This window comes from Bradyrhizobium sp. NC92 (assembly GCF_025200865.1).
GTDB lineage: Bacteria > Pseudomonadota > Alphaproteobacteria > Rhizobiales > Xanthobacteraceae > Bradyrhizobium.
The window spans coordinates 7,622,120-7,643,850 of sequence record NZ_CP104171.1; the positions used below are offsets into that span (position 1 = coordinate 7,622,120).

25 protein-coding genes are annotated in these 21,731 nt (G+C 64.9%); 8 read left to right on the forward strand and 17 right to left on the reverse strand.

All coding sequences use genetic code 11. From position 1 onward, the window contains the following. Positions 1-170: 170 nt before the first annotated feature. The 6 genes from N2602_RS35415 to N2602_RS35440 form a co-directional block, all read right to left on the reverse strand. Complete coding sequence (locus tag N2602_RS35415; protein ID WP_260381002.1) at positions 171-803, reverse strand: hypothetical protein; 633 nt, start codon at positions 801-803, stop codon at positions 171-173. Between the two features lie 46 nt (positions 804-849). Continuing rightward, positions 850-1,602: a DUF5131 family protein gene (locus tag N2602_RS35420; protein ID WP_260381003.1), complete on the reverse strand. Its 753-nt coding sequence runs from the start codon at positions 1,600-1,602 to the stop codon at positions 850-852. Continuing rightward, positions 1,602-2,444, reverse strand: coding sequence for a three-Cys-motif partner protein TcmP (locus N2602_RS35425; protein ID WP_260381004.1), 843 nt, complete (start codon positions 2,442-2,444; stop codon positions 1,602-1,604). Before N2602_RS35425 ends, N2602_RS35420 begins: the two co-directional genes overlap by 1 nt. Before the next feature lie 121 nt (positions 2,445-2,565). Beyond that, positions 2,566-2,865 carry a transcriptional regulator gene (locus N2602_RS35430; protein WP_260381005.1) on the reverse strand — a complete coding sequence of 100 codons (300 nt, stop codon included), beginning with the start codon at positions 2,863-2,865 and terminating at the stop codon, positions 2,566-2,568. A gap of 4 nt (positions 2,866-2,869) precedes the next feature. Next, positions 2,870-3,424 (reverse strand): hypothetical protein, encoded by a 555-nt coding sequence (locus N2602_RS35435; RefSeq protein ID WP_260381006.1) that lies wholly within the window; start codon positions 3,422-3,424, stop codon positions 2,870-2,872. Between the two features lie 345 nt (positions 3,425-3,769). Beyond that, complete coding sequence (locus tag N2602_RS35440; protein WP_260381007.1) at positions 3,770-4,780, reverse strand: alpha/beta hydrolase; 1,011 nt, start codon at positions 4,778-4,780, stop codon at positions 3,770-3,772. 137 nt (positions 4,781-4,917) lie between these two features. Between N2602_RS35440 and xseA the strand changes: the two genes are divergently transcribed. After that, positions 4,918-6,531, forward strand: a complete 1,614-nt coding sequence (gene xseA, locus N2602_RS35445) for an exodeoxyribonuclease VII large subunit (protein WP_260381008.1) — start codon at positions 4,918-4,920, stop codon at positions 6,529-6,531. A 273-nt stretch (positions 6,532-6,804) separates the two neighbouring features. Here xseA and N2602_RS35450 read toward each other — a convergent pair whose 3' ends face one another. Beyond that, the gene (locus N2602_RS35450) at positions 6,805-6,948 is read right to left on the reverse strand and encodes a hypothetical protein (protein ID WP_260381009.1); all 144 of its coding nucleotides are present in this window, start codon (positions 6,946-6,948) and stop codon (positions 6,805-6,807) included. A 69-nt stretch (positions 6,949-7,017) separates the two neighbouring features. After that, positions 7,018-7,812, reverse strand: coding sequence for a dienelactone hydrolase family protein (locus N2602_RS35455; RefSeq protein ID WP_260381010.1), 795 nt, complete (start codon positions 7,810-7,812; stop codon positions 7,018-7,020). A 194-nt stretch (positions 7,813-8,006) separates the two neighbouring features. Between N2602_RS35455 and N2602_RS35460 the strand changes: the two genes are divergently transcribed. The 5 genes from N2602_RS35460 (at position 8,007) to N2602_RS35480 (ending at position 11,388) form a co-directional block, all read left to right on the forward strand. Further along, entirely contained in the window at positions 8,007-8,231 is a 225-nt protein-coding gene (locus N2602_RS35460) for a DUF2093 domain-containing protein (RefSeq protein ID WP_260381011.1), read from the forward strand. 437 nt (positions 8,232-8,668) lie between these two features. Next, positions 8,669-9,904: a TadE/TadG family type IV pilus assembly protein gene (locus tag N2602_RS35465; RefSeq protein WP_260381012.1), complete on the forward strand. Its 1,236-nt coding sequence runs from the start codon at positions 8,669-8,671 to the stop codon at positions 9,902-9,904. Between the two features lie 35 nt (positions 9,905-9,939). Next, positions 9,940-10,419: a TadE/TadG family type IV pilus assembly protein gene (locus N2602_RS35470; RefSeq protein WP_260381013.1), complete on the forward strand. Its 480-nt coding sequence runs from the start codon at positions 9,940-9,942 to the stop codon at positions 10,417-10,419. Then, positions 10,416-10,793 (forward strand): TadE/TadG family type IV pilus assembly protein, encoded by a 378-nt coding sequence (locus N2602_RS35475; RefSeq protein WP_257187557.1) that lies wholly within the window; start codon positions 10,416-10,418, stop codon positions 10,791-10,793. Before N2602_RS35470 ends, N2602_RS35475 begins: the two co-directional genes overlap by 4 nt. Before the next feature lie 409 nt (positions 10,794-11,202). Then, positions 11,203-11,388 carry a hypothetical protein gene (locus tag N2602_RS35480; protein WP_246708894.1) on the forward strand — a complete coding sequence of 62 codons (186 nt, stop codon included), beginning with the start codon at positions 11,203-11,205 and terminating at the stop codon, positions 11,386-11,388. Positions 11,389-11,645: 257 nt separating this feature from the next. Here the strand turns inward: N2602_RS35480 and N2602_RS35485 are convergent, their stop codons facing one another. From N2602_RS35485 to N2602_RS35515, 7 genes are all read right to left on the reverse strand, one after another. Continuing rightward, on the reverse strand, positions 11,646-11,981 hold the full coding sequence (locus tag N2602_RS35485; RefSeq protein WP_172787163.1) for a GYD domain-containing protein: 336 nt from the start codon (positions 11,979-11,981) through the stop codon (positions 11,646-11,648). 261 nt (positions 11,982-12,242) lie between these two features. Then, positions 12,243-13,259 carry a tetraacyldisaccharide 4'-kinase gene (gene lpxK / locus N2602_RS35490; RefSeq protein ID WP_260381014.1) on the reverse strand — a complete coding sequence of 339 codons (1,017 nt, stop codon included), beginning with the start codon at positions 13,257-13,259 and terminating at the stop codon, positions 12,243-12,245. Then, a complete protein-coding gene (locus N2602_RS35495; RefSeq protein ID WP_260381015.1) occupies positions 13,252-14,598 on the reverse strand; it encodes a 3-deoxy-D-manno-octulosonic acid transferase in 1,347 nt (448 codons plus the stop codon). The genes lpxK and N2602_RS35495 overlap by 8 nt, the downstream gene beginning before the upstream one ends. Continuing rightward, positions 14,561-15,280 (reverse strand): lysophospholipid acyltransferase family protein, encoded by a 720-nt coding sequence (locus tag N2602_RS35500; protein WP_260381016.1) that lies wholly within the window; start codon positions 15,278-15,280, stop codon positions 14,561-14,563. Before N2602_RS35500 ends, N2602_RS35495 begins: the two co-directional genes overlap by 38 nt. Beyond that, entirely contained in the window at positions 15,277-15,519 is a 243-nt protein-coding gene (locus tag N2602_RS35505) for a DUF4170 domain-containing protein (protein WP_172787159.1), read from the reverse strand. Before N2602_RS35505 ends, N2602_RS35500 begins: the two co-directional genes overlap by 4 nt. 61 nt (positions 15,520-15,580) lie before the next feature. Further along, positions 15,581-16,387, reverse strand: a complete 807-nt coding sequence (locus N2602_RS35510; RefSeq protein ID WP_172787158.1) for a 3'(2'),5'-bisphosphate nucleotidase CysQ — start codon at positions 16,385-16,387, stop codon at positions 15,581-15,583. A 171-nt stretch (positions 16,388-16,558) separates the two neighbouring features. Next, complete coding sequence (locus tag N2602_RS35515) at positions 16,559-17,950, reverse strand: TldD/PmbA family protein (protein WP_260381017.1); 1,392 nt, start codon at positions 17,948-17,950, stop codon at positions 16,559-16,561. Positions 17,951-18,213: 263 nt separating this feature from the next. Here N2602_RS35515 and N2602_RS35520 point away from each other — a divergent pair, with 263 nt between their 5' ends. Further along, a complete protein-coding gene (locus tag N2602_RS35520; RefSeq protein WP_212259328.1) occupies positions 18,214-18,732 on the forward strand; it encodes a DUF6101 family protein in 519 nt (172 codons plus the stop codon). A gap of 138 nt (positions 18,733-18,870) precedes the next feature. Here N2602_RS35520 and ubiA read toward each other — a convergent pair whose 3' ends face one another. After that, positions 18,871-19,833, reverse strand: a complete 963-nt coding sequence (gene ubiA, locus N2602_RS35525) for a 4-hydroxybenzoate octaprenyltransferase (RefSeq protein ID WP_260381018.1) — start codon at positions 19,831-19,833, stop codon at positions 18,871-18,873. A gap of 142 nt (positions 19,834-19,975) precedes the next feature. Further along, entirely contained in the window at positions 19,976-20,641 is a 666-nt protein-coding gene (locus N2602_RS35530; protein WP_172787154.1) for a hypothetical protein, read from the reverse strand. Positions 20,642-20,851: 210 nt separating this feature from the next. Between N2602_RS35530 and N2602_RS35535 the strand changes: the two genes are divergently transcribed. After that, a complete protein-coding gene (locus N2602_RS35535; protein WP_212259325.1) occupies positions 20,852-21,607 on the forward strand; it encodes a 16S rRNA (uracil(1498)-N(3))-methyltransferase in 756 nt (251 codons plus the stop codon). The last annotated feature ends 124 nt before the right edge of the window (positions 21,608-21,731 follow it).

Here is a 21,731-nt window from a genome sequence, read left to right on the forward strand (position 1 = left end):
TCGCGCGGCTGGTATCGTGTGCGATTTGGTTCGGGACGGAAGACATCAAAAGCGGACATGAAGGTTGACGAAGGCGAACAAGTATTGCCGAACTGATTGACTAGTACGGGAGAAGATCCTCGCTAAGATCTATCGTGCGTCTCGCGCACAAGCGCGTTGCACGACTACACTCAGGTTCGAGAGGCATTTGCTGAGCGCACCACTAGGCAGCTGGTGGAGAGCAGAGCCAAATCTGATGACCAACCTGTCCTCAACAGGGCCGCTCCCAAAAGATTCAAGCATTCTGGCGACGTAATCGAGCTCTCGAACGACTGAGGAGCCGAAATGCCCCGCCGAAAATCAGCTATCGCGAGACGAGCATCTTCAACATGTCGCGTTGCCGTATTTTTACGCTGATCGCTAACAAATGCCTCGAACAGCAGGAGTTCACCCGGTTCGCTCAGCCGACGTTTCCAATCAAACGTCGCAAAACCACCGACTACGCGCGCGCGAAGCTCGGAGAGCACATACGGAACAACTACTAGCGATGTTACAAGCACCGTTGCCCCTGCGCTGGCCGAGAACGTTCTGGTTGGCTGACCGGGACCAAATTCTCCTATTCGACCAGCAGTGAGAGCCATCGGATCGTTCCGCAAAGGCACAAACTGTGGGGCCTCGAACCCGAGGGCTACAGGACCGATCTGAAGGGCGGCAGCTATCTCCGCCACACACTCATCAAGATCCACGCCCTCGATGTAGGGTCCATCCATCGCCCAGCCGAGGTTCTTGCCGGGCTTTCCGATGTCGATGACCGCAACACGCATGCTGTCCTCACGATGCCGCCGAACGAGCCATGATGTCGGCCCGGCCTTAGCGGCCTATCTCAACGCGAGGCATCTCATCGAACGTGAGCCCGCGGTAGTGCCTGCCGGTGCTCTTCTTGCGAACGCCGCCCCACTGCTTGAAGAAGAAGGCCGTCCCCGCTATGCGACATGCCATCTCAATCTCCGCCACCCACTGCTCTTCCATCGGTCGCGCCCTCGGGCCGCTCTCGCCGCCGACTATGGCCCACTGAATGTCTTTCAGATCGGCATCCGCCACTGAACCGAGTAAGGGTTCAAACGAGACAAACCTGACCGCAGCACGGATCTTGCGGATTTCGTCAATGCGTCCGAGATAATCTGTGCTCTCGACGCTCGTACCGAGCCATACGTTCGGCAGCGCCTGCAATGATGCGGTGATGACGGCCATCCGATCCGGCCGCTTCGTCAGAATTTGATAGGTGTGCTGCGGCGTCACCTGCATCGTGTGCCAGACCGCCGCAACGAACTCCGGCGGCACGGCTTCGTGGAATAGGTCCGACATAGAGTTCACGAAAATCCGGCGTGGCTTCTTCCAGCTTGCCGGTATGCCGAGCGCGGCGCGATCAAGCCGGACCTTGCCGGTCCAGACCGCGCGCTTGCCGCTCTTACGGGTCAGCCCGCGATACTTCGGCATGCCCATCGCATCCAGCCGCGCCGCCATGCGCATCGCGTAACAGTTCGTGCAGCCCGGCGAGAGCACCGTGCAGCCAGCGACAGGGTTCCACGTCGCGTCGGTCCACTCGATTGAGGTGTCAGCCATCACAGTCCCTCTAAAAGCGACCCTTGGCCGCCCAAGTTTTGTACGTCGTTCCAGAGCTTGTGTCCTAGCGGATTTGAACTCACGAATACCAGCCAATAGAGCCGCTGGTTCTTTGAGCCGACGATCAACGGTATGCCGGTTGCGGGGTTTGTCCCAAGCGCGCGAATAGAGCTGAGCCAGTACTCAACGAGTGCCGCGCGGAGGGCAGCCATTGATTGTCGTGCGTTCACCGCGTTGCGCCAACCGGGAGCGAACACGTCGAATGTTCCTCCTTCACGTGTATAGTCGTCTAGGTTGCGCTGCAGGTCCTGCAGGCTGACATGGATGATCATGTCCATCCGCTTCACGCGCAGCATTCGCTCGATGATCGAGAACGGCAGTTGCGCGAGATTGAAGGGGTCGAGAAAGGCAAGGTGAAGACCATACGGATTGATCGCCTTCATCACTTGATCGACTACGACACTTGCCTCGCCGACGTAGCTTGTTGCGGATCCACCCAAATTCGTGATGCGTTGGGCCAACGCAGCTGAGTTTTGCGCATTCAAATCGGACAGGTGCATCTCGGAGAAGTGATAACGGCTCGCTCGCCCGGCGTTGAACGCCACCACGGCGCTACCCTCGATGATCTGATTTGTGCCAGTGATGCGTGAACGCCCAGCGCCTGAATACAGCTCGATGTATGTCGCCCCGCCGTTTCCTTTTGGAGGCAAGAACTTCGCGCGGGCACCGCTCGCCGCTTGAATGTACCTCTTTACGCGGTCGTGCTTTTCGACCGCCCACGGGCCGACCTCGCCGATGATCAGTCCGTCATCGGGATCGAATTTGACTTCTTTTTTTGCCATGCAGTAAAGCCCCCCACCTGGAACCACTACCACACCTCCAAAGGTTGAGGGTTAACGCGCCGGCACGTTTCTCGCCGATCGACCCAACATCATTGCTGCTGCGCCCGGAATGACGGCCGCCCTATCCCTGCTTCCCCGCAATGATCTCCTGCAACGTCGCCACGTGCCGCGCAAACGCCCCGCGGCCCGCAGCTGTGGCCGTCACCGTCGTCTGCGGCTTCTTCCCCACGAACGCCTTCTCCACCGACACATAACCGGCCTTCGCGAGCGTCTCGATATGCGCACCAAGATTGCCGTCGGTTGCGCCGGTGAGCTTCTTCAGCCGCGCGAATTCGAGACCGGTGCCGGCCGGCAGTGCGTTCAGCGCGGCCATGATCTTCAGCCGCAGCGGCTGGTGGATGATGTCGTCGAGCTCGGCCATCCCGCTAGATCCGCCGCATCCAGAGGCCGCCGAGGATCAGGCCGCCGCCGTTGACGAAGGCCATCCAGAGCGGGAAGGCTTCGCCGATGGTGAAGAAGCCGATCAATGTCAGCGCGGCGATGCCGAGGCCGATCGCCACGAAGGCGGAGCCGAACCACAGGCCCGCCAGCGTGTAGAACAGCATGAAGTAGAGTGGCCAGAACGTGCCGAGCTGGCGCGGACCGAAATGGCCGATCACATCGGTGCAGAGATAACCGAAGGCGAAGAACAGCACGAGCACCAGGAGCATCCTGATGCTGGCCGCGGTGCTCTTGGTGTGTTGCGGCGGATTCAGCAAGCGGAGCAAGACCAGCCCGCCGACGCCGAGCACGTCCACGGCAACCCAGGCATACACCGCATAGATCGGCCAAAGCCAGGTCACGAGATTGGCCGCGAACACCAGCACGCCCCACCACATCGCGGCGAGGCTCGCGAGCTCATAGAGCTGCGATTGCTTCACGCGCTGGACGATGTCGTCGATGTCGGCCAGCGCTGCGGATGCCTCCTTGCTATCGATCATGTCGTTCTCTTTATGCCCGTTATCGCACATGAATAGCGGTGGGACCTGAGCAAGCGCCTCGTCCTTCGAGACGACCGCTCCGCGGTCTCCTCAGGATGAGGCTCATTGGGAGCTTTGCCTTTGGATGAGGCTCAGTGGCAGCCATGCCCGTTGAGGGGGCTGCCGCAAACTCCGCCCTCATCCTGAGGGCCCGCCGCAGGCGGGCGTCTCGAAGGATGGCCGCGCGCGCGGTGACGCCGGAGCAAGCGCCTCGTCCTTCGAGACGACCGCTTTGCAGCGGTCTCCTCAGGATGAGGCTCCGTGACAGCACCGCTCCCTGCGATTGCCTTGCCGCCACGAGGCGCATCATGATTGCCCGCTCCCGCGCGTCGCCACGTCCTCGGCGATCGCATTGACCGCCTTCGGGTTCGTGACCATGCCCATGTGGTTGATGCCGGCGATGATCTTGACGTCGACCGACGGCTTCACCGCGTGGACGGTGTCCGCATATTTGTCCGAGATCATCATCTCGTCCTCGGCGCCACTGATGATCGTGATCGGACGCGTCGTCGCCGGAAGATCGATGCGATAGCCGTGCGTGGCAAAGTTGCGCATCAGGCGATCGGAATAGGTGGAGGTGAGGTACTTCGCCGAACTCGCCGGCACCGCGAAGGCGAGCACCGGAAGCTGGGAACAGCAGTCGATCCCAAGCTTGCGCAGCGCCGCAAGTCCCAGGAAACGTGGAATGTCGGCACTGACCCAACCACCGTTGTTCGGCCGGTTGGTCGGCGCGTCATAGCCGAGATACGGCGCGAGCAGCACGGTGCGGACGAACATGTCCTGCATGATCGGTGTCGCGGCGACCCGCAGCGAAAAACCGGCGCCGGCGGAATGGCCGATCAGGGTCAGCGGCAGGTCCGGCGCGCTCTTGCGGACATGCGCGACGAAATCGATGAGATCGTCCTCGAGCTGGCCGACATATCCGATATCGCCGCGCGTGCCGGAGCCGCCATGGCCGCGGATGTCGAGCGCCCAGGTCTCCACACCGCGCGCGGCGATGGCATGCGTCAGGGCGTGGTTGACACTGCCGCTTGACCCGGAGGAGCCGTGGATGAAGACCGCCCCGCCGCCGGTCGCCGAGCCGCTCGGCGAATAGTGGCGATAGCCGATCCAGGTCCCGTCTCGGGCCTGAAAGCGCTCGAGCGGGGGCAGCGTGGACCAGTCGATCCCCTTGGTGGAGTCGGAGACCGACCGCATCTCAGGCGGCCGCTGCAGTGGCGTTGCGATCATCGCAGCCAGGATCAGCGCCACGGCGCCGACCGCACACAGAGCCCATTTCAGGCCGTTCAAGACGCCGCGCAGCAACCGGATCGCCATGGCTCACTCCTCAAACTCATCAATCAATAGAGAACTCTATAATACAGAGTACTCTTCCGATCAACCCTGGGATTGGCGCTGGCCTGCGAAAATCCTTAACGTCGGGCCTGACCCCAAAATGCCGAATCGTTTTTGAGATGCCGCCTGCGGAACAACTGCTCAACGCGCCTGAATTCACCGTCTCCGAACTGTCCCTGTCCCTGAAGCGGACGGTCGAGGACGCCTTCGGCCATGTCCGCGTCCGCGGCGAGATCTCCGGCTTTCGCGGCGCCCATTCCTCGGGCCATTGCTATTTCGCGCTGAAGGACGAGAGCGCCAAGATCGAGGCGGTGATCTGGAAGGGCGTGCATAGCCGCATGCGCTTCAAGCCCCAGGAGGGGCTCGAGGTGATCGCCACCGGCAAGCTGACGACCTATCCGGGCTCCTCGAAATACCAGATCGTGATCGAGGCGCTGGAGCCGGCCGGCATCGGCGCGCTGATGGCGCTGATGGAGGAGCGCAAGAAGAAGCTCGCCACTGAGGGCCTGTTCGACGAGGCGCGCAAGCAGCTGCTGCCGTGGCTGCCGGAGGTGATCGGCGTCGTGACCTCGCCGACCGGCGCCGTCATCCGCGACATCCTGCATCGGCTGGAGGACCGCTTTCCCCGCCGCGTGCTGGTGTGGCCGGTCAAGGTGCAGGGCGACGGCTCGGCCGAGCAGGTCGCGGCGGCGATCCGCGGCTTCAACGCGCTCCCCGAGGGCGGCAGGATTCCGCGGCCCGACGTCTTGATCGTCGCGCGCGGCGGCGGCTCGCTGGAGGACCTCTGGTCGTTCAACGAGGAGATCGTGGTGCGCGCAGCCGCCGAGAGCATGATCCCGCTGATCTCGGCGGTGGGGCACGAGACCGACATCACGCTGATCGACTTCGTCGCCGACAAGCGCGCGCCGACGCCGACGGCGGCGGCCGAGATGGCCGTTCCCGTGCGCAGCGACTTGTACGTCGAGGTGGGCGATCTCGGGCGCCGCACCCGCGCCTATTGGCAACGCGCCCAGGAGAGCCGCCGCAGCGAGCTGCGCGCCGCCGCGCGCGCGCTGCCGGCGGCCGGCGATCTGCTCGCGATCCCGCGGCAGCGGCTGGATTCGGCGGGCGCGTCCCTGCCCCGCTGCCTCAAGGCCAACACGCATGCGCATTTCCGCAGGTTTACTGCGGCAAGTTCAAAGCTGACCCTGCGCGTGCTGCACGGCCAGATATCGCAGGCCGATCATCGCCTCACCGTTTGCGGCGAGCGGCTCGGCCTGTCGGCGCGCTCGCTGCTGCGGCGGCGGCGCGACCGCTTTGCCGGGCTGGAGGTGCGCCTGCGCGCCTCGAAGCTTGCGAATGCGCAGGCCCAGCGCAACGCGATTGCCCGCCAGCGCGAGCGCACCCATCGTCTGACTGAGCGGGCAGAGCGCGCGCTGGCGACGCTGCTGCACCGGCTCGAGGCGCGGGTCGAGAACAGCGGCAAGCTGCTCTCCGCGCTGTCCTATCGCAGCGTGCTCGCGCGCGGCTTTGCCCTGGTGCGGGACGAGGCCGGCCATCCCGTGCATGCGGCGGATACGATCGGCCCCGGCGCGCGGCTCGAGATCGAGTTCGCGGACGGCCGTGTCGGCGCGACCGCGGATGCGGATCGTGTGGCGCCCGCGGCCAAGCCCGCACCGGCGCAGCCGAAGCCGGCTACGGAGACGAAGCCGGCACTGAGGCGCAAGCCGGTGGATCAGGGCAGCTTGTTCTGAGGAGGGAGGACGGTGCTCCGCCCTCACTGTCATTCCCCGCGCAGGCGGGGAATCCAGTACGCCGCGGCTTCTCGATGACCCACAGCCGCCCCGGCGTACTGGATCGCCCGGTCAAGCCGGGCGATGACACCGAGTGTGTGGAACGCGCCTAGCCACAAACTCGTCATTGCGAGCGTAGCGAAGCAATCCAGAGTCTTTCCGCGGAGGGACTCTGGATTGCTTCGTCGCAAGTGCTCCTCGCAATGACGGGTGTGGCGAGAGCGCCGGCCGCCCCTACCGACACGACAATCCAGCGTCGATCGTGGTCCAGAAACCGCAATGTTCCGGCTGCGGGGCGCCGGCTTGGGCTTCGAACAGCAGGATCGCGACGGTGAAGACGATCAGGGCGGAGGCGAAGAGCGTGATGCGGTTGCGCATGTGAGATGCGTTGAATCGACATCGTGGTCGAATGATGGCACGGCCACATGCCGGGCTACGATACGCTCGCTACCGCGCCAGCCATTGCGCGACGTCCTTCTGCGAGGCGGCGCGGGCCTCGGCATCCGTTTGCTCGGGCGCGGCGGCGGCGTGCAGTGGCGTGGTGGCGCGGTCGAAATCGTGATCGGCGCCGGGATAGACCACGATGCGCGCCAGCGCGCTGCGGCCGCGCGCGCCGTCCACCATCTGGCGACAGGCCGGCGGCGACGACACCTCGTCATCGGCGCCGATCATGACCAGCGTCGGCACCCGCGTGCTCCAGCCGAGGCCCGCCGAGATCCGGCAATCCGGATAGAACGCGATCGCGGCACGGAAGTCCGGACCGAGATCGCGTCCCGCACTCTGCGGACGCACGGCCCAGAGCAGCGCGCTCGCACCATTGGCCCAGCCGATCAGGCTGACGCGGTCCTGCGCCACGAAAGGCTGCTGCATCAGCCAGGCGCGCGAGGCCGCGATATCGGCGACGCGTTCACGCCGCGCCTTGACGTGCATCTCCTTGACGCGGCATTGCGGGCCGAGCTCGCGCGAGCCGTAGCTGTCGGGCAGCAGCACGGCATGGCCGGCCTTGAGCAGGCGCTCGGCCCAATCGCGATAGCGCGGCAGCACGGGATCGGAATGGCTACCGAGCCCGCCGCAGCCGTGCAGCGCGATCACGGCCGGAAACGGCCCCGCTCCCTCGGGCTTGTAGAGCTGCGCATGAAGCACCCCGGAGGCGAGCGGAATTTCGACCGGCTGCGGCGCCGGGGCGGCGTGCGCGGCCGACATCAGCAGCGTCAGGAACACAGCGGTGAGGCGCAGGCGCATCGGACTCTGCCGCAGGAGATGCTGGAACCAGTGGCCCTTCGACTGAAGCCCTATCACGCGAAAACGGCGGCAAATCATCACGAACCGGTGGGTTTAACGGGCGGACAAGCCACCCCATCTATGCTACATCCCGTCCAACACATGGTGCCTTCCACGGGTTTCCATGGAGAGGCCTTCCGCGGAGACTTTCGACCGTGCTGAACAAGTTCGGCCCCTCGGGCCATGGCGAAGCGCAGGTGCAATATCTCGACGGCGATTTCCGCGTGATCTCGCCGGGCACCTTCGTGCGCTGCGCGATCACCGACGCCCGAATCCCGCTCGACGAGCTGAAGTACTGGAGCGTGGATCTGCAGGAAGCCTATTCCACGCCCGCCGCGGTGCTGCAGCGGCATTTTCCCGGCGCGCTGAAGCAGCCGTGATCCCTCGGCTCTCGCAACTCTCGTAGGGTGGGCAAAGCGAAGCGTGCCCACCTTGGGCGTCGCGATTGCGAAGAGATGGTGGGCACGGCGCGGTGCGCCTTTGCCCACCCTACGAGACTTCGCCTTGCCCACCGCACGGCATCGCACTGTCACTGCTCCGTGGCGGGCAAAACCGGCAGACCTATGAGGCTGGGGTTAAGAATTGCAGACCGCAATTTCATCTGGCTCTCCTGGACGCGGCTTCATCGATAAGATTTCGGCCATGAATGCCGGCTGAATGTTCGCCGATGTTTAAAATTGTCCGGCTTCCATTGGGGCGCATTTAAGCCGCCCCGCACCACATTGCCTCGGGATAAAATGGCAATCGGGCAGGAACGATGGACCTCCGGAGAATTTTCAGCCGTTCGTTCGGTGCAGCTTCGAGCTCAAGGCATCATGTGCTCGAACGGTTCATCCGCGACGAGCAGGGCAGCTACGTGCTGATTTCCGCGGTGCTGATGCCGGTCCTGGTCGGCACCGCCGGCCTCGGAACCGAAGTGGGCTGGTGGTACTACAAGCACAAGAACATGCAGAGCGTTGCAGATTCCGGCGCGGTCAGCGCTGCGACGGCTGCCAGTGTCGGCGGCGACCCCTCGTCCGAAGCCAAAGCGGTTGCGGCAAATTACGGTTACACCGACGGGGCGAACGACGTCACGGTCACGGTGAACCAGCCGCCAAAAACAGGCAGTCAAGCGTCGAACGCGCAGGCCATCGAAGTCATCGTCAGCCAACCGCAGCGCCGGCTGCTGTCGGCCTTGTTCGGCTCGGATCGCGTGCCAATCACCGCGCGCTCGGTCGCGCTGCCCAATTCCGGGACGGGCTGCGTGCTTGCGCTGAACGCGAGCGCAAGCCCCGCCGTCAACGTCAGCGGCGGCAACCAGCTCAACCTGATCAAGTGCAATCTCTACAGCAATTCGAGCGCAAGCCCCTCGCTCAATGTCGCCGGCAGCGCCTCGGTCGCGGCAAACCAGGTCGGCGTGGTCGGCGACGTCTCCGGCGCAAGCAGCATCACGGCGACCAACGGGGTCAAGACGCACATCACGCCTGTCGCCGATCCCTACGCCGACGTCTCTCCGCCGGCGCGGCCGAGCTGCAGCAATGCCAAGATCACGGTCAACGCCAACGGAAAGACGAACTCGCTCGACCCCGGCTGCTACATGGGCAGCATTACGGTCAATGCCGGCGCAGTCCTGAACCTCAATCCGGGCATCTACTATCTGGACGGCGCCAGCCTGAGCGTCGCCGGAAATGCCACCATCACCGGCAGCGGCGTCACCCTGGTGTTCACCGGCTCCGGAAGCGACTGGGGCACCGCCTCGATCGGCAGCAACGCGACCGTCGACCTGACCGGGCCGACCAGCGGCCCCACGAAGGGCATCGTCATGTACGGCGACCGCAACATGCCGGCCGGGACCAATTTCAATCTCACGGGCGGCAGCACGCAGAATTTCGGCGGCGCCATCTACCTGCCGAAGGCCAATCTCAGCTTCAGCGGCGGCAACGGCACCAGCACATCCTGCACCAAGATCATCGCGGATACGCTGACGTTCAGCGGCACGTCGAACCTGCAGGTCAATTGCACCGCGCTCGGCACCGCGACGATCGGATCGCAAACCGCGCAGCTCGTCGAATGAGGTTTGGAGCGATGCAAATCCAGAATTTCTCATCCATGTTCGGCCGTCGATGGCTTGGTTCTCTGGCGCGGCAGGTGCGCAATGCTGCCGGCGATCAACGGGGCGTCGCAGCAGCCGAATTCGCCATCCTGATTCCACTGCTGTCTCTGATGGTCGTCTCGGTCACGGACATCGGGCTTGCCCTCTATCGCAAGATGCAGCTCGAAAATGCCGCGCAAGCGGGAGCCCAGTACGCGATCGCGCGCGGCTTCGACACGAACGGCATCGCGAACGCGGTCGCAAGCGCCACCAGTGCGACCAACATCACCGCTTCACCTCCGCCGGTCCAATTCTGCGGATGTCCAACGAGTGCGGGAGTCAGCGCCACCAGCTGCGGAACGGTCTGCACCGGCGGTGCGCCGGCCGGAACATACACGACAGTCTCGGCGCGGGCGACGTATTATACGATCATCGATTATCAGATCGTGGCGGCCACATACACCTACACCGCGCAGTCCACCACGAGGCTGCAGTGAAGCTCACCGCACTATGGCGAGACACGCGCGGCGCCTCGGCACTGGAATTTGCGCTGACCGCTCCCGTGTTCTTCCTGTTCATATTCGGGATCATCGAATGCGGACTGCTGTTCTGGACCCAGCTGGGAATCCAGCATGGCAGCGAAATGGCGGCGCGCTGCGCGACCGTCAACAACACGCTCTGCCCGAGCAGCAGTGCGATCACGACCTACGCTGCCCAGCAGGCCTTCGGCCTCACGCTCCCTCCGGGGACATTCACCTTTGCCACGGCCGCGTGCGGCAACCAGGTCAGCGCGACCTATTCATTCGAGTTTCCGCAGATCATCAACCTGTCCCCGGTGACGCTGACCGCGCGTGCATGTTTTCCGAGTTGAGGCCACCGGCAGGCGGTTTTGCCGCGCGAAGGAAAAGGGCGATGTGCCCGCGCCGCATTGCCGGCAACTCGGCAAGATGGTCTCTGCGTGCGGGTCGATTGCGTTCTACATTCGTTGCAGCCGTTGGTGAGTCGTTTCGCGTTGTGGTTGGATTTTTTGTTGCGGTTCGGCGCCTTAGAGTTGTTTGATGAAGTTCTGCTGAAACAAAGCGCTGCTATAGTGCATGTTAGGTAATTGGCCCTGTTCTTTTATCGCACGGACGATCAGGTCAACCAAACAGCCATCGAGCATTGGAATTGGCGCGGTCTGTGAACGGGCTCATATCGAAGAGCCACCCGACGGGCTACCGATCACCTTGAAAATTCGCGGTGGAATATCTGTAATCCAAAGTCAATCGATGGGGGTGATCATGCCCGCCATTTTCGAACTGCTCTATCGTGAATATTGCCGCGCCCGTCTCGCTGAAATGCGCAAACAGCTTCTGATCGCAGCTGAGCGCGCAGAAGCTATCGCAGCAGATTATCATCCTGCGACGCAAGTGGACGACGAGACGACGGATGCATACAGCAAGTCCGGTCACGGCCTGCCGAATTGAAGCGGCTGCAAGACCGGCGATCACTCCCGCGTAGCAGTGACCAAGCAATTGGCAACAGTTTGGGAGACGGCAATGAATACACCCGAATGCTACACCGTCGTCGTGGCCTGCATGTCGTGCCTGACCATCATCGGATTGATGGCCGCCGGCGCGTGGTGAGCATGCCCCCTCGGCGCGTCGCAGACATGATTTCGACTTTAACATGAGTACAGCCGCCGCGTCGTCCGACAACGGCGGCTGCGCCCTGGGTCCGGAGATCAGCTGCCCGGCGGCGAATACGACGGACGCAGCTTCGCCGCGTTCTGGCGGACCTGCTTGATCTCGTCCTGCGTGAACAAACGAACCAGCTTCACGTTCTGCAGCGTACCGGCCGTCACGGTCAGGCCGGAAATGGCCGGAGCCGCGCTGGGATCAGGCACATCGAAAATCACGAGCACGCCGGGGCCGTCGGCCGCGACGCTGTACATCGAGACCAATTTTCCACCGGCCGCTTCGATGAGCTTTCGAGCTGCCTCCTGGCGATTGGTCGTGGGATTCTCCAAAATGGCATTGAGAGCGCGTGGCGTGTATTGTCCGGTGAGGCAAAAATGCATGGCAAGTTCTCCTCTGAATTGTTGGCAATAATTCTCCGTGCCGTTGCGAACTGGTCGTTACGGCCGCTGCACCTGACATGATGAAGATTCATTGCCCGCCGTGGGCATCAACGCCGTCGATGATTCCCGGGACTTCGGCACGTCCCGGTGACGGCTCTCATGCAAGGCTACATCAACTGCCGAACGCGCGGAAGAAGATTCGCCAGCCACGACACTTCGCGTTTTGCGACTAGGGCAGAGACGTTGCCGCACGTTGCGAGATCAGCGCGCGCTGAACCTTCGCTCGCGCGCTCTGTACAGATGATCGCTGATCAATTGCCGCAGCTTTGCCGGGTCATCGAACTCGAGCTGGACGGCGAACGGCACGATGCCGTCAGGCACGCCTTCGCGGCCGTGCAAGCGTGCAAGATCCTTCTCCGTGGTCACCAGCGTGAGCTGCTCGCGCTGAGCGTCCGCTGCGAGCGCTGCGATCTCGTCCTGCGAAAACATGTGGTGGTCGGCGAAGGCGCGCGTCCGCGCGACCTCGACGCCGCTCGCACGCAGGGTGCGGAAGAAGCGCTCGGGATCGCCGATGCCGGCGAAGGCGAACACCCGCTTGCCGAGCAGCTGCGCGAGCGAGGCCGCATCCGGCTTCAGGCGCGCACGCAGCTCGGGCTTGTTCCGCTTCGCGATCTCCGCCGCGACATCGTTGGCGGCATTGCCGTCGCCGATCAGCACCAGCGCGTCGGTGCGCGCGAGCTGCACCTCGAGCGGTGCGCGCAGGGGGCCCGCGGGAAACACCTTGCCGTTGCCGAGGCCGCGCTCGCCGTCGATCACGATCAGCGAGGCGTCCTTGAACAGAGCAGGGTTCTGGAAGCCGTCATCCATCAGGATCACGGTGGCGCCTTGCGACTTCGCCAGCGCGACGCCGTCGAGGCGGTCGCGCGCGACCGCCACCGGCACGTCGCGCGACATCATCAAGGGCTCGTCGCCGACGTCGGACGCATCGTGGCGCGCGCGGTCGACCATGACAGGACCCTTCAGGCGCCCGCCATAGCCGCGGCTGAGCACGACAGGCGTCTCGCCGAGCTCGCGCAGGAGCTTCGTCAGCGCCAGCACGGTCGGCGTCTTGCCGGCACCGCCGACATGGTAGTTGCCGACGCAGATCACGGGGATGCCGGCGTCAAAGCCCTGGCGCAGCATGCGCCGTGCGGTGATCGCGCCGTAGAGCGCACCGAGCGGCCATAGCGCATACGATTGAAGGGAGCGTGGCCGGTACCAAAAGGCCGGCTCACGCATTGGCGGCCCCCATCTCGATCCGCAACTGCAACAGATAGGGCTCGAGCGCGGTCATGGTGCGATCGAGCGCACCGCCAAGCTGCTCGACCACGCCCGTGCCTGCGCGCTGCATCTTGTCGCGCGTGGTGGGATCGGCCAGCAGCTGGCCGAGCTGCTTGACCAGCGCTTCCTGCGTGTCGGCCTGCCGCGCCCCGCCGTTCGTATCGAGCGCCTCATAGACGTCGGCAAAGTTGAACACGTGCGGACCGTGGACGATCGCGGCGCCCAACTTGATCGCCTCGATCGGATTCTGCCCGCCATGGTGGATCAGCGATCCGCCCATGAAGACAATTTCCGAGAGCCGATAGAACAGGCCGAGTTCGCCCATCGTGTCGGCGACATAGACGTCGGTCGTCGCCGTCGGCAGCTCCTCGCGCGAGCGCAAGCTGGGCTTCAGCCCGGACGCGGTGACCAGGCCTGCGATCGAGGAGCCGCGATCCGGATGCCGCGGCACGATCACGGTGAGAAGCTGCGGAAAGAAGCCGACCAGGCTGCGATGCGCCGCGATCAGCATCTCGTCCTCGCCCGGATGGGTCGAGGCCGCAACGATGATCGGACGCCCACGCGTCATGGCCATCAGCCGTTCGAGCTTGGCGGGATCGGCCGGCGGCGCCGGCACGTCGAGCTTGAGATTCCCCGTCGTGACGACGTCGCGGCCGCCGAGCGCGGCAAAGCGCTCGGCGTCGGTCTTCGACTGTGCAAGACAGATGTCGAACCGCGACAGCAGCGCCGAGATGGTGCCGCGCATGCGCCGCCAGCGCGGGAACGAACGCGGCGACATCCGTCCGTTGATCAGCACCATCGGCACCCGGCGCGCGGCGCCGGCGAGGATCAGGTTCGGCCACAGATCGGATTCGATGAACAGCGCCAGCGACGGCTTCCAATGATCCAGGAAGCGCGCGACGTAGCGCGGCGAGTCATACGGCACGTATTGATGGATGACGTCGGGCGGAAAGCGTTTGGCGACGACCGCCGCCGAGGTGACCGTGCCCGAGGTGAGCAGGATGCGCAGATTGAGCTCGCGCAGGCGCTCGATCAGCGCCGCCGAGGCCAGCACCTCGCCGACGCTAGCGCCGTGGATCCAGACCAGCGGGCCATGCGGACGCACGTCGCGGGACAGGCCGCGCCGCTCGCCGACGCGCGCAGGATCCTCCTTGCCCTGCTTCAGCCGCCGCTTGATCAGCGCAGGCGCGAGCGGCACCAGGCCGGCGGCCAGGCGCCGGTACATCCGCAGCGTGATCGGCAGCGCAATGGGCAGCGACTTAGGCATCTTCCGGTCCCGGACGGCCGAGCTGCGCATAGGCGCGGCGGGTCGCCTCGTTCAAGGTGTCTTCCAGCTCCTGCCGCAACGTCTCCATCATGGCGGCGTCAGCATCTGCGGGAACGTGGATTTCCTTGATGCCGACCAATGCGCCCCGCCCGAATGGCAAATTGATGGTGGTGCGGTCCCAGTTCTTGAGCCGAACGAAGCGGCTGGTCGCCATCGCGAAAGGCATGATCGGCCGTCCCGATTCCCGTGCCAGCATGATAATGCCGAGCCCCGCCACGCGCGAGCGCTTGGGGACGTCGGCGGTCAGCGCGACATTACAACCGGCTTGGAGCGTCCGCACCATTTCCTTGAAGGCGCCGACACCACCTTTACGGTGAAACGCGCCGCCATGGTCGCCGGAACCGCGGATCGTGCCGATCCCGAGCCGCTCGGCGGCGATCGCATTGAACTCGCCGTCGCGGTGCCGGGAGATCAGCACCTTGGCCCGATAGGAGGCCTTGTTCTGGTTCTTGATGAAGGGCGTCAGGAAATGCTGGCCGTGCCAGAACGCGAAGATCGCAGGGAGCTGCGGCTCGACGCGCTCATAGATGTCGGGCGGATCGATCGTGAAGGTGTTGGTCCGCCAGACCAGACGCAGATATTCGGCCGCCAGGACCCCGACGGCACGCTGAAACCAGCTGCTTCGCAGCGTATTGCGAAGCAGTTTTTTCAACGCGCCGGTTCTTGATTCGGATCGAGCAGCCGATGCAGGTGGACGATGAAGTAGCGCATCTGCGCGTTGTCGACCGTGCTCTGCGCCTTGGCCCGCCAGGCGGCGTGGGCGCTGGCATAGTTCGGATAGAGGCCGACGATGTCGACCTCGTCCAGGTTCTTGAAGGTGTTGTGCTCGAGATCGACGAGCTCGCCGCCGATGACGAGGTGGAGCAGTTGTTGCGGGGCATTATCTGGCATGAGTTCTGTTCCTAACGAGCTGCCCGGCAAAGCAGTGTTCGAGAAGCACGACGAAAGCGCCTTAGGCTAAGGGACGGTTGCGAAAATGCGCGACAATGCCCGCATGACGATCGCGTCCCGCTGCCACCAGCACTCCGTGCGCCACTTCCCGGCGGTTATAGAGGATGGGTTCTCCGGAGAGGTCGCTCATCCTACCATCCGCTTCCTGCACGATCAAATCGGCGGCCGCAAGGTCCCAATCATGGCTGTTGCCGCCCGCAAACGCCGCATCCAGCGCGCCATGGGCGACCCGGCACAGCCGCAGCGCCAGCGAGCCGATCCGCCGATGCAGCTTGATCTCGCCGAGGGACGGCTTCAGCCGCTCGACCAGCGGCTTCGGGCCGGCGACGCGGGCGAAGTCGAGCTCGGATCCGCGCGTCGCGCGCACCGGCTTGTCGTTGAGCGTCGTGCCCTGGCCGCGCGTTGCGAAGAAGAACTCGTCGGTAGCAGGGGCGAACACGGCGGCAAGCACCGGCGAAGCGTCCTCAACCAGCGCCACGCTGACGCACCATTCGTCGTGGCCGCCGAGATAATTGCGGGTGCCGTCGATGGGATCGACGATCCAGGTCAGCCGCCGCGACAGCCGCGCCGCATCGTCGGCGCTCTCCTCGGACAGCCAGCCATAATCGGGCGTCGCCGCGCGCAGGCGCGCCTCGAGCAGATCGTTGACGGCGATATCGGCCTCCGAGACCGGCGAGGACGCGCCCTTGGTCCACTTCCGCAGCTCGGTGCGGAACATCGACTGCGCCAGCGCGCCCGCCTCCCGCACCGTGTCCTTCAGCAGCGCCGCGTCGCGGGTCAGGATCGTGTCGTCGAGAGCAGCTGCCATCGGGTTCAATCGCGCGGCGCGGCGAGAACACCTCTCCCCATCGGGGAGAGGTCGATTTGCGCAGCAAATCGGGTGAGGGGGCTCAGGTCACACGAGAGAGCGGTCCCCTCACCCGCGCCTCCGGCGCGACCTCTCCCTACGGGAGAGGTGAGCCAAGCAGCAGCAGCTCGATCAGCGTCCGCCAAGCGTCAAACCCTCGATGCGCACCGTCGGCGCATTGACACCGTAGCGGAATTCGAGATTGTTCGCCGGCTGCATCGACTTGAAGATCTCGAACAGGTGCCCGGCGATCGTCACTTCGCTGACGGGATAGGTGATCTCGCCGTTCTCGATCCAGAAGCCGGAGGCGCCGCGGCTGTAATCGCCGGTGACGCCGTTGACCCCGGAGCCGATCAGATCGGTGACGTAGAAGCCCTGCTTGATGTCGGCGATCAGCTCGGCCGGCGTTGGCGTGCCGGGCTCGAGATGCAGATTGTACGGCCCGGGCGAGGGCGAGGAAGACACGCCGCGATGGGCGTGACCGGTGGTGGTGAGGCCAAGCTCGCGCGCGGTGGCGCAATCGAGCAGCCAGGTCGTCAGCACGCCGTCGTCGACCAGCGCGGTCCGCTTCACCGCGACGCCTTCGGCGTCGAAGGTCTGCGAGCGCAGGCCGCGCTTGCGCAAGGGATCGTCGATGATGCGGATGTTTTTCGCAAACAGCTGCTGGCCGAGCTTGTCCTTCAGGAAGCTGGTCTTGCGCGCGATCGAGGCGCCGTTGATGGCGCCGACGAGATGGCCGACGAGCGAGCCGGCGACGCGCGGATCGAACACCACCGGCAACTTGCAGGTCTCGACCTTGCGCGGATTGTAGCGCGCCACGGTGCGCTCACCGGCGGAACGGCCGACGACCTCCGGCGACAACAGATCGGAGCCATGCGGCGCCGAGGTGAAGTCGTAGTCGCGCTCCATGCTGGTGCCATCGCCCGAGATCGCGGTGGCGGAAATGCCCTGGCTGGAGCGCAGGTAGGAGCCGTGGAAGCCGGTCGAGGTGACGAGCACCATGCCGCCGATGCCGGCGGAGGCCGAGGCGCCGCCGGACTTGGTCACGCCCTTGACGCCGAGTGCCGCAGCTTCGGCCGCGAGCGCGCGACGCTCGAGCTCGGCGGTCGTGGGCACGGCGGGATCGAGCAGGTCGAGATCGGGGAAGTCGCGCGCGAGCAGCGCGGGATCGGCGAGGCCGACATATTTGTCGTCGGGCGCGACGCGCGCCATCGCGACCGCGCGCTCGGCGAGCTTGGTGACGGCATCGCCGCTGACATCGTTGGTCGAGACCACCGCCTGGCGCTGGCCGACCAGCACGCGCAGTCCGACATCGTCGCCCTCCGACCGCTCGGATTCCTCCACGCGCCCGTCGCGGACCTCGACGCCTTGCGAGACGCCGCGCACCGCGACCGCATCGGCCGCATCGGCGCCGGCGCGCCTGGCTGCCTCGACCAGCCGCTGCGCGAGATCGGAGAGCGCGGACTGATCGAGCAGGTCGCGATTGGCGGTAGTCGAAAGCGTCGAGCTTGGTGAAGAGTTCACGAACGAAATCCTGTTGGGGCGGGGTTCGGGACCGGAACCCACAGATGTGCCCTGATAGCGCGGACTTCAAGCATTTTCAGCCCGCCAAAAGCTCAGATTCGCGACGTCGGCGCAACGTCTCGTCAATCATGCGCGCCAAGGTCTTGTCAATCATGAGGTGCAGTGACGGTGGGTTAACCAGCCTTTTTAAGCGGTTTCGGACCGCCGCGCGCTAAGGTCCTCGCATCGACCGGGAACATAATCCCGGCGGGGAGAACGAAGCCGTGAGGCGTCAAACAGCAACATGCGGGGCTAACCCCGCCGGGTCGAGCCGCTCCCTGCGGCTCGACCCTCTTTCCCTTCCGGTCCGCTTCGATGCGCATGACCCGCGCGCCGACGGACATGTCAGGCAGATCGAGCTTCATCGCGAGCGCGTCGTGCTGCGCCGTGCCGTGCGCGGCATGCAGATGGCGATCAACGTGCGCGTCGCCGACTTCACCGGCGTTGCCTTGCGCGGCAATGACGAGGCGCAGACGCTCGTTCTCGTGCACCGCGATCCCTCGCTGTCCATCCCGCTGCTGATCGGCACTGACGCGGACGAGATCGCGCAGGCCTGGACGATCTGGAGCGAGATCTTCGCGCTGCCGCAGCTCGACGAGGGCGCCCGCAAGCCCGCACCGCGCCGCCGCCGCGCCAACGCAATCCGCGCCCGCCGTCCGAAATTCTTGATGCGCCGGCGCACCGCCATGGCGCGCGAGCTACTGGTTCACCGCGACGAGCGCGAGATCATCGCGAGGAATTAGGCGGCAATCACAGGTACCGTAGGGTGGGCAAAGCGACTTGTCCGCCGTAGCTCGAAGAGCGAAGGCGGAAGCGTGCCCACCTCTTCTGTCGCAGCTGAGAGAAGGAACGCGGGCACGGCGCAAGCGCCTTTGCCCACCCTACGAGAGCTGCGCTCGCATCATGGCGTCCGCGAGCAATCCTGCGAACAGCAGCAGACCCGCATGCTTGTTCGACTTGAACAGGCGAAGGCACAGCCCGGGATCGTCGATCTTCAGCCGCACGATCTGCAAGGCCAGATGCGCTGCGAAGGCGGCAAGCCCGAGCCAGGCCGGCCAGCGCGCTTCGCCAGATGCCAGCGCGACGCCGATCAACATCACCGCGAGCCCGTAGAACAGCACCAGCGCCTGGCGCGTATGCGCACCGAACAGGCGCGCGGTCGACTTGATGCCGATCAGCGCATCGTCCTCGGCGTCCTGATGCGCATAGATCGTGTCATAGCCGATCACCCAGGAAATCGCGCCGGCATAGAGCACGAGCGCGGTGACATCGATGCGGCCGAAGGTGACGGCAAAGCCCATCAGGGCGCCCCACGAGAAGGCGAGCCCGAGCACGATCTGCGGCCACCAGGTGATGCGCTTCATGAAGGGATAGATCGCAACGATCAGGAGCGAGGCGATGCCCGTTGCGATCGCGAAGCGGTTGAACTGCAGCAGCACCACGAGACCGACCAGCGCCTGCGCGACCATGAAGACCAGCGCCTGCCTGGTGGTCACCTGCCCCGACGGCAGCGGCCGCGAGCGCGTACGCTCGACCTTGTCGTCGAGGTCGCGGTCGGTGATGTCGTTCCAGGTGCAGCCGGCCCCGCGCATCACGAAGGCGCCGATGAAGAACAGCACGATGGTGAGCGGCAGACCACGCACGTCATGCGCCATGCCGGCGGCCAGCGCCGCCGACCACCAGCATGGCATCAAGAGAAGCCAGGAGCCGATCGGGCGATCGAAGCGGGACAGGCGCAGGTAAGGCCGCGCCCAATGCGGCGCGAGCGTATCGACCCAGTTGCCGGTGGCATCGGCAACGCGGGCGGATGTGCTAGTGCCCAGTTTTCGAAGTTCGTATTCCATCGCGGCGTATTCCGGTACGAACTTCGAAAACTACAAGGGCACTAGCCAGAAAATTATAATTCACGTGCCGCTTATCGATTTGAAGTTCCTATGAGGATCTCGCGGCGAGCACCGTAGGAACTTCAAATCGGCGGCACGTGTATCATCGGGTCAGGACGTTGCCGTTGAGCGTATCGAAGGTGCTGCCGCCCTTCTTGCCGGCATTGGCCTCGGGCGCCGAGCCCGAGCCCAGCACCTCGCTCAGCGACGGACCGGCCGGACCGCGCGGCTGATTCTGCATCTGCTGCGCGACGTTGCAGACCTTGGTCTGCATGGCCTCGGTGTTCTTGTGGCCGTCCTTCATTTGCGCGCCGATCTGCGGCGGGATTCCGCACTTCGAGGCATTGGCCTCGATGTACTTGATCATCTTCAACTCGGCCTGGCTGAAGTTGCGGATCAGCTTGCAGGCCTCGTCCGGCTGCGCATGACGGTCGCTCGCGGCCTTGATCAGCTTGCCGCGCTTCTCGGCCTCTTCGCGCAGGGGCATGAACGCCTTCATGCAGTCCTCACCGGGACCGGCCTGCGTCGGAGGAGCCGCGCTGAAGCCGCCGGCGCCGCCGCCGACCGGGGCAGCGCCGTTGACGGGAAAGGACGATTGCGGCGCGCTCCCCATCGACGCGGTGGGCGCCGAGCCGTTCACGGGCGGAAACGGCGAGCTGTTCGAAGCCTGGTTGGGCAGTGGCGCCGGGAAGGCGCTTTGCGCACAAGCGCCGGCGGCACTCATGGCGACCATGGCGGCAGCGAGCGGAACCATCAAATGACGGATCATCAAGACAGTCTCTCCGGCAGGAGCTTACGGGATTCAGGGCTTCCCAATTGAAGCGTGACCAGCGTGTTCGCGTTTTTACGATTCCCGCCGGCGCTTAACAACCCGTGGAATAGGGCGAGAGCGCGGCGCTGGGACGCACCAGTTTGGCAATATTTACCCCGGAATGGCGCCTTTCGGTTAAGAACAGCCGGTAACCGGACCCCCAAAGCGATGCCTTCCCACGATTTTCGCGCCCCGCGCCTGTTCGTCGATGCCCCCCTGGCCCAGGACGCCAGGGTGCCGCTCGACCGCGACCAGAGCAACTATCTCGGCAATGTGCTGCGGCTCGGCGCCGGAGCCGAGGTCCTGGCCTTCAACGGCCGGGATGGCGAGTGGCAGGCCGCCATCGAGGGCCGCAAGCGGCCGGACGGCCTCGTGATCCTCCAGCAGACCCGGCCCCAGGACCGGCTCGCCGACCTCACCTACGTGTTCGCCCCGCTCAAGCATGCCCGGCTGGATTACATGGTGCAGAAGGCCATCGAGATGGGCGCCGCGGCCCTGCAGCCCGTCCTGACCCGGTTCACCCAGGCCTCACGGGTCAATACCGAGCGGATGCGCGCCAATGTGGTCGAGGCGGCCGAGCAATGCGGCATCCTCAGCATCGCCAGCGTGGCCGAGCCGGTGCCGCTGGAGCGCTTCTTGAGCCAACGTCCCGCCGATCGCCTGCTGATCTTCTGCGACGAGGCAGCGGAGGTCCAGGATCCGCTTCAGAGCCTGCAAGGCGCGCGCGAGGCCAGGCACGGGATCGACCTGCTGATCGGCCCGGAGGGCGGTTTTGCCGAGGAAGAGCGGGCGCTGCTGCTGCGCCAGCCCAAGATCCTGCGGCTGGCGCTTGGCCCCCGCATCATGCGGGCGGACACCGCCGCCGTCGCCGCCCTGGCGCTGGTGCAGGCGGTGCTGGGCGATTGGGGCGGCAAGAGCACCTGATCCTGCGCATTGCCCACCCGTTAAGCGATTGATCCTTTGGAGGTCGAAACCGCTGTCGGGCCATGCTAAGGCCTGCGCCAATTCGCCTCCCCTTGCCCTGCCCGGTTCCGCCGGGACGATGGAC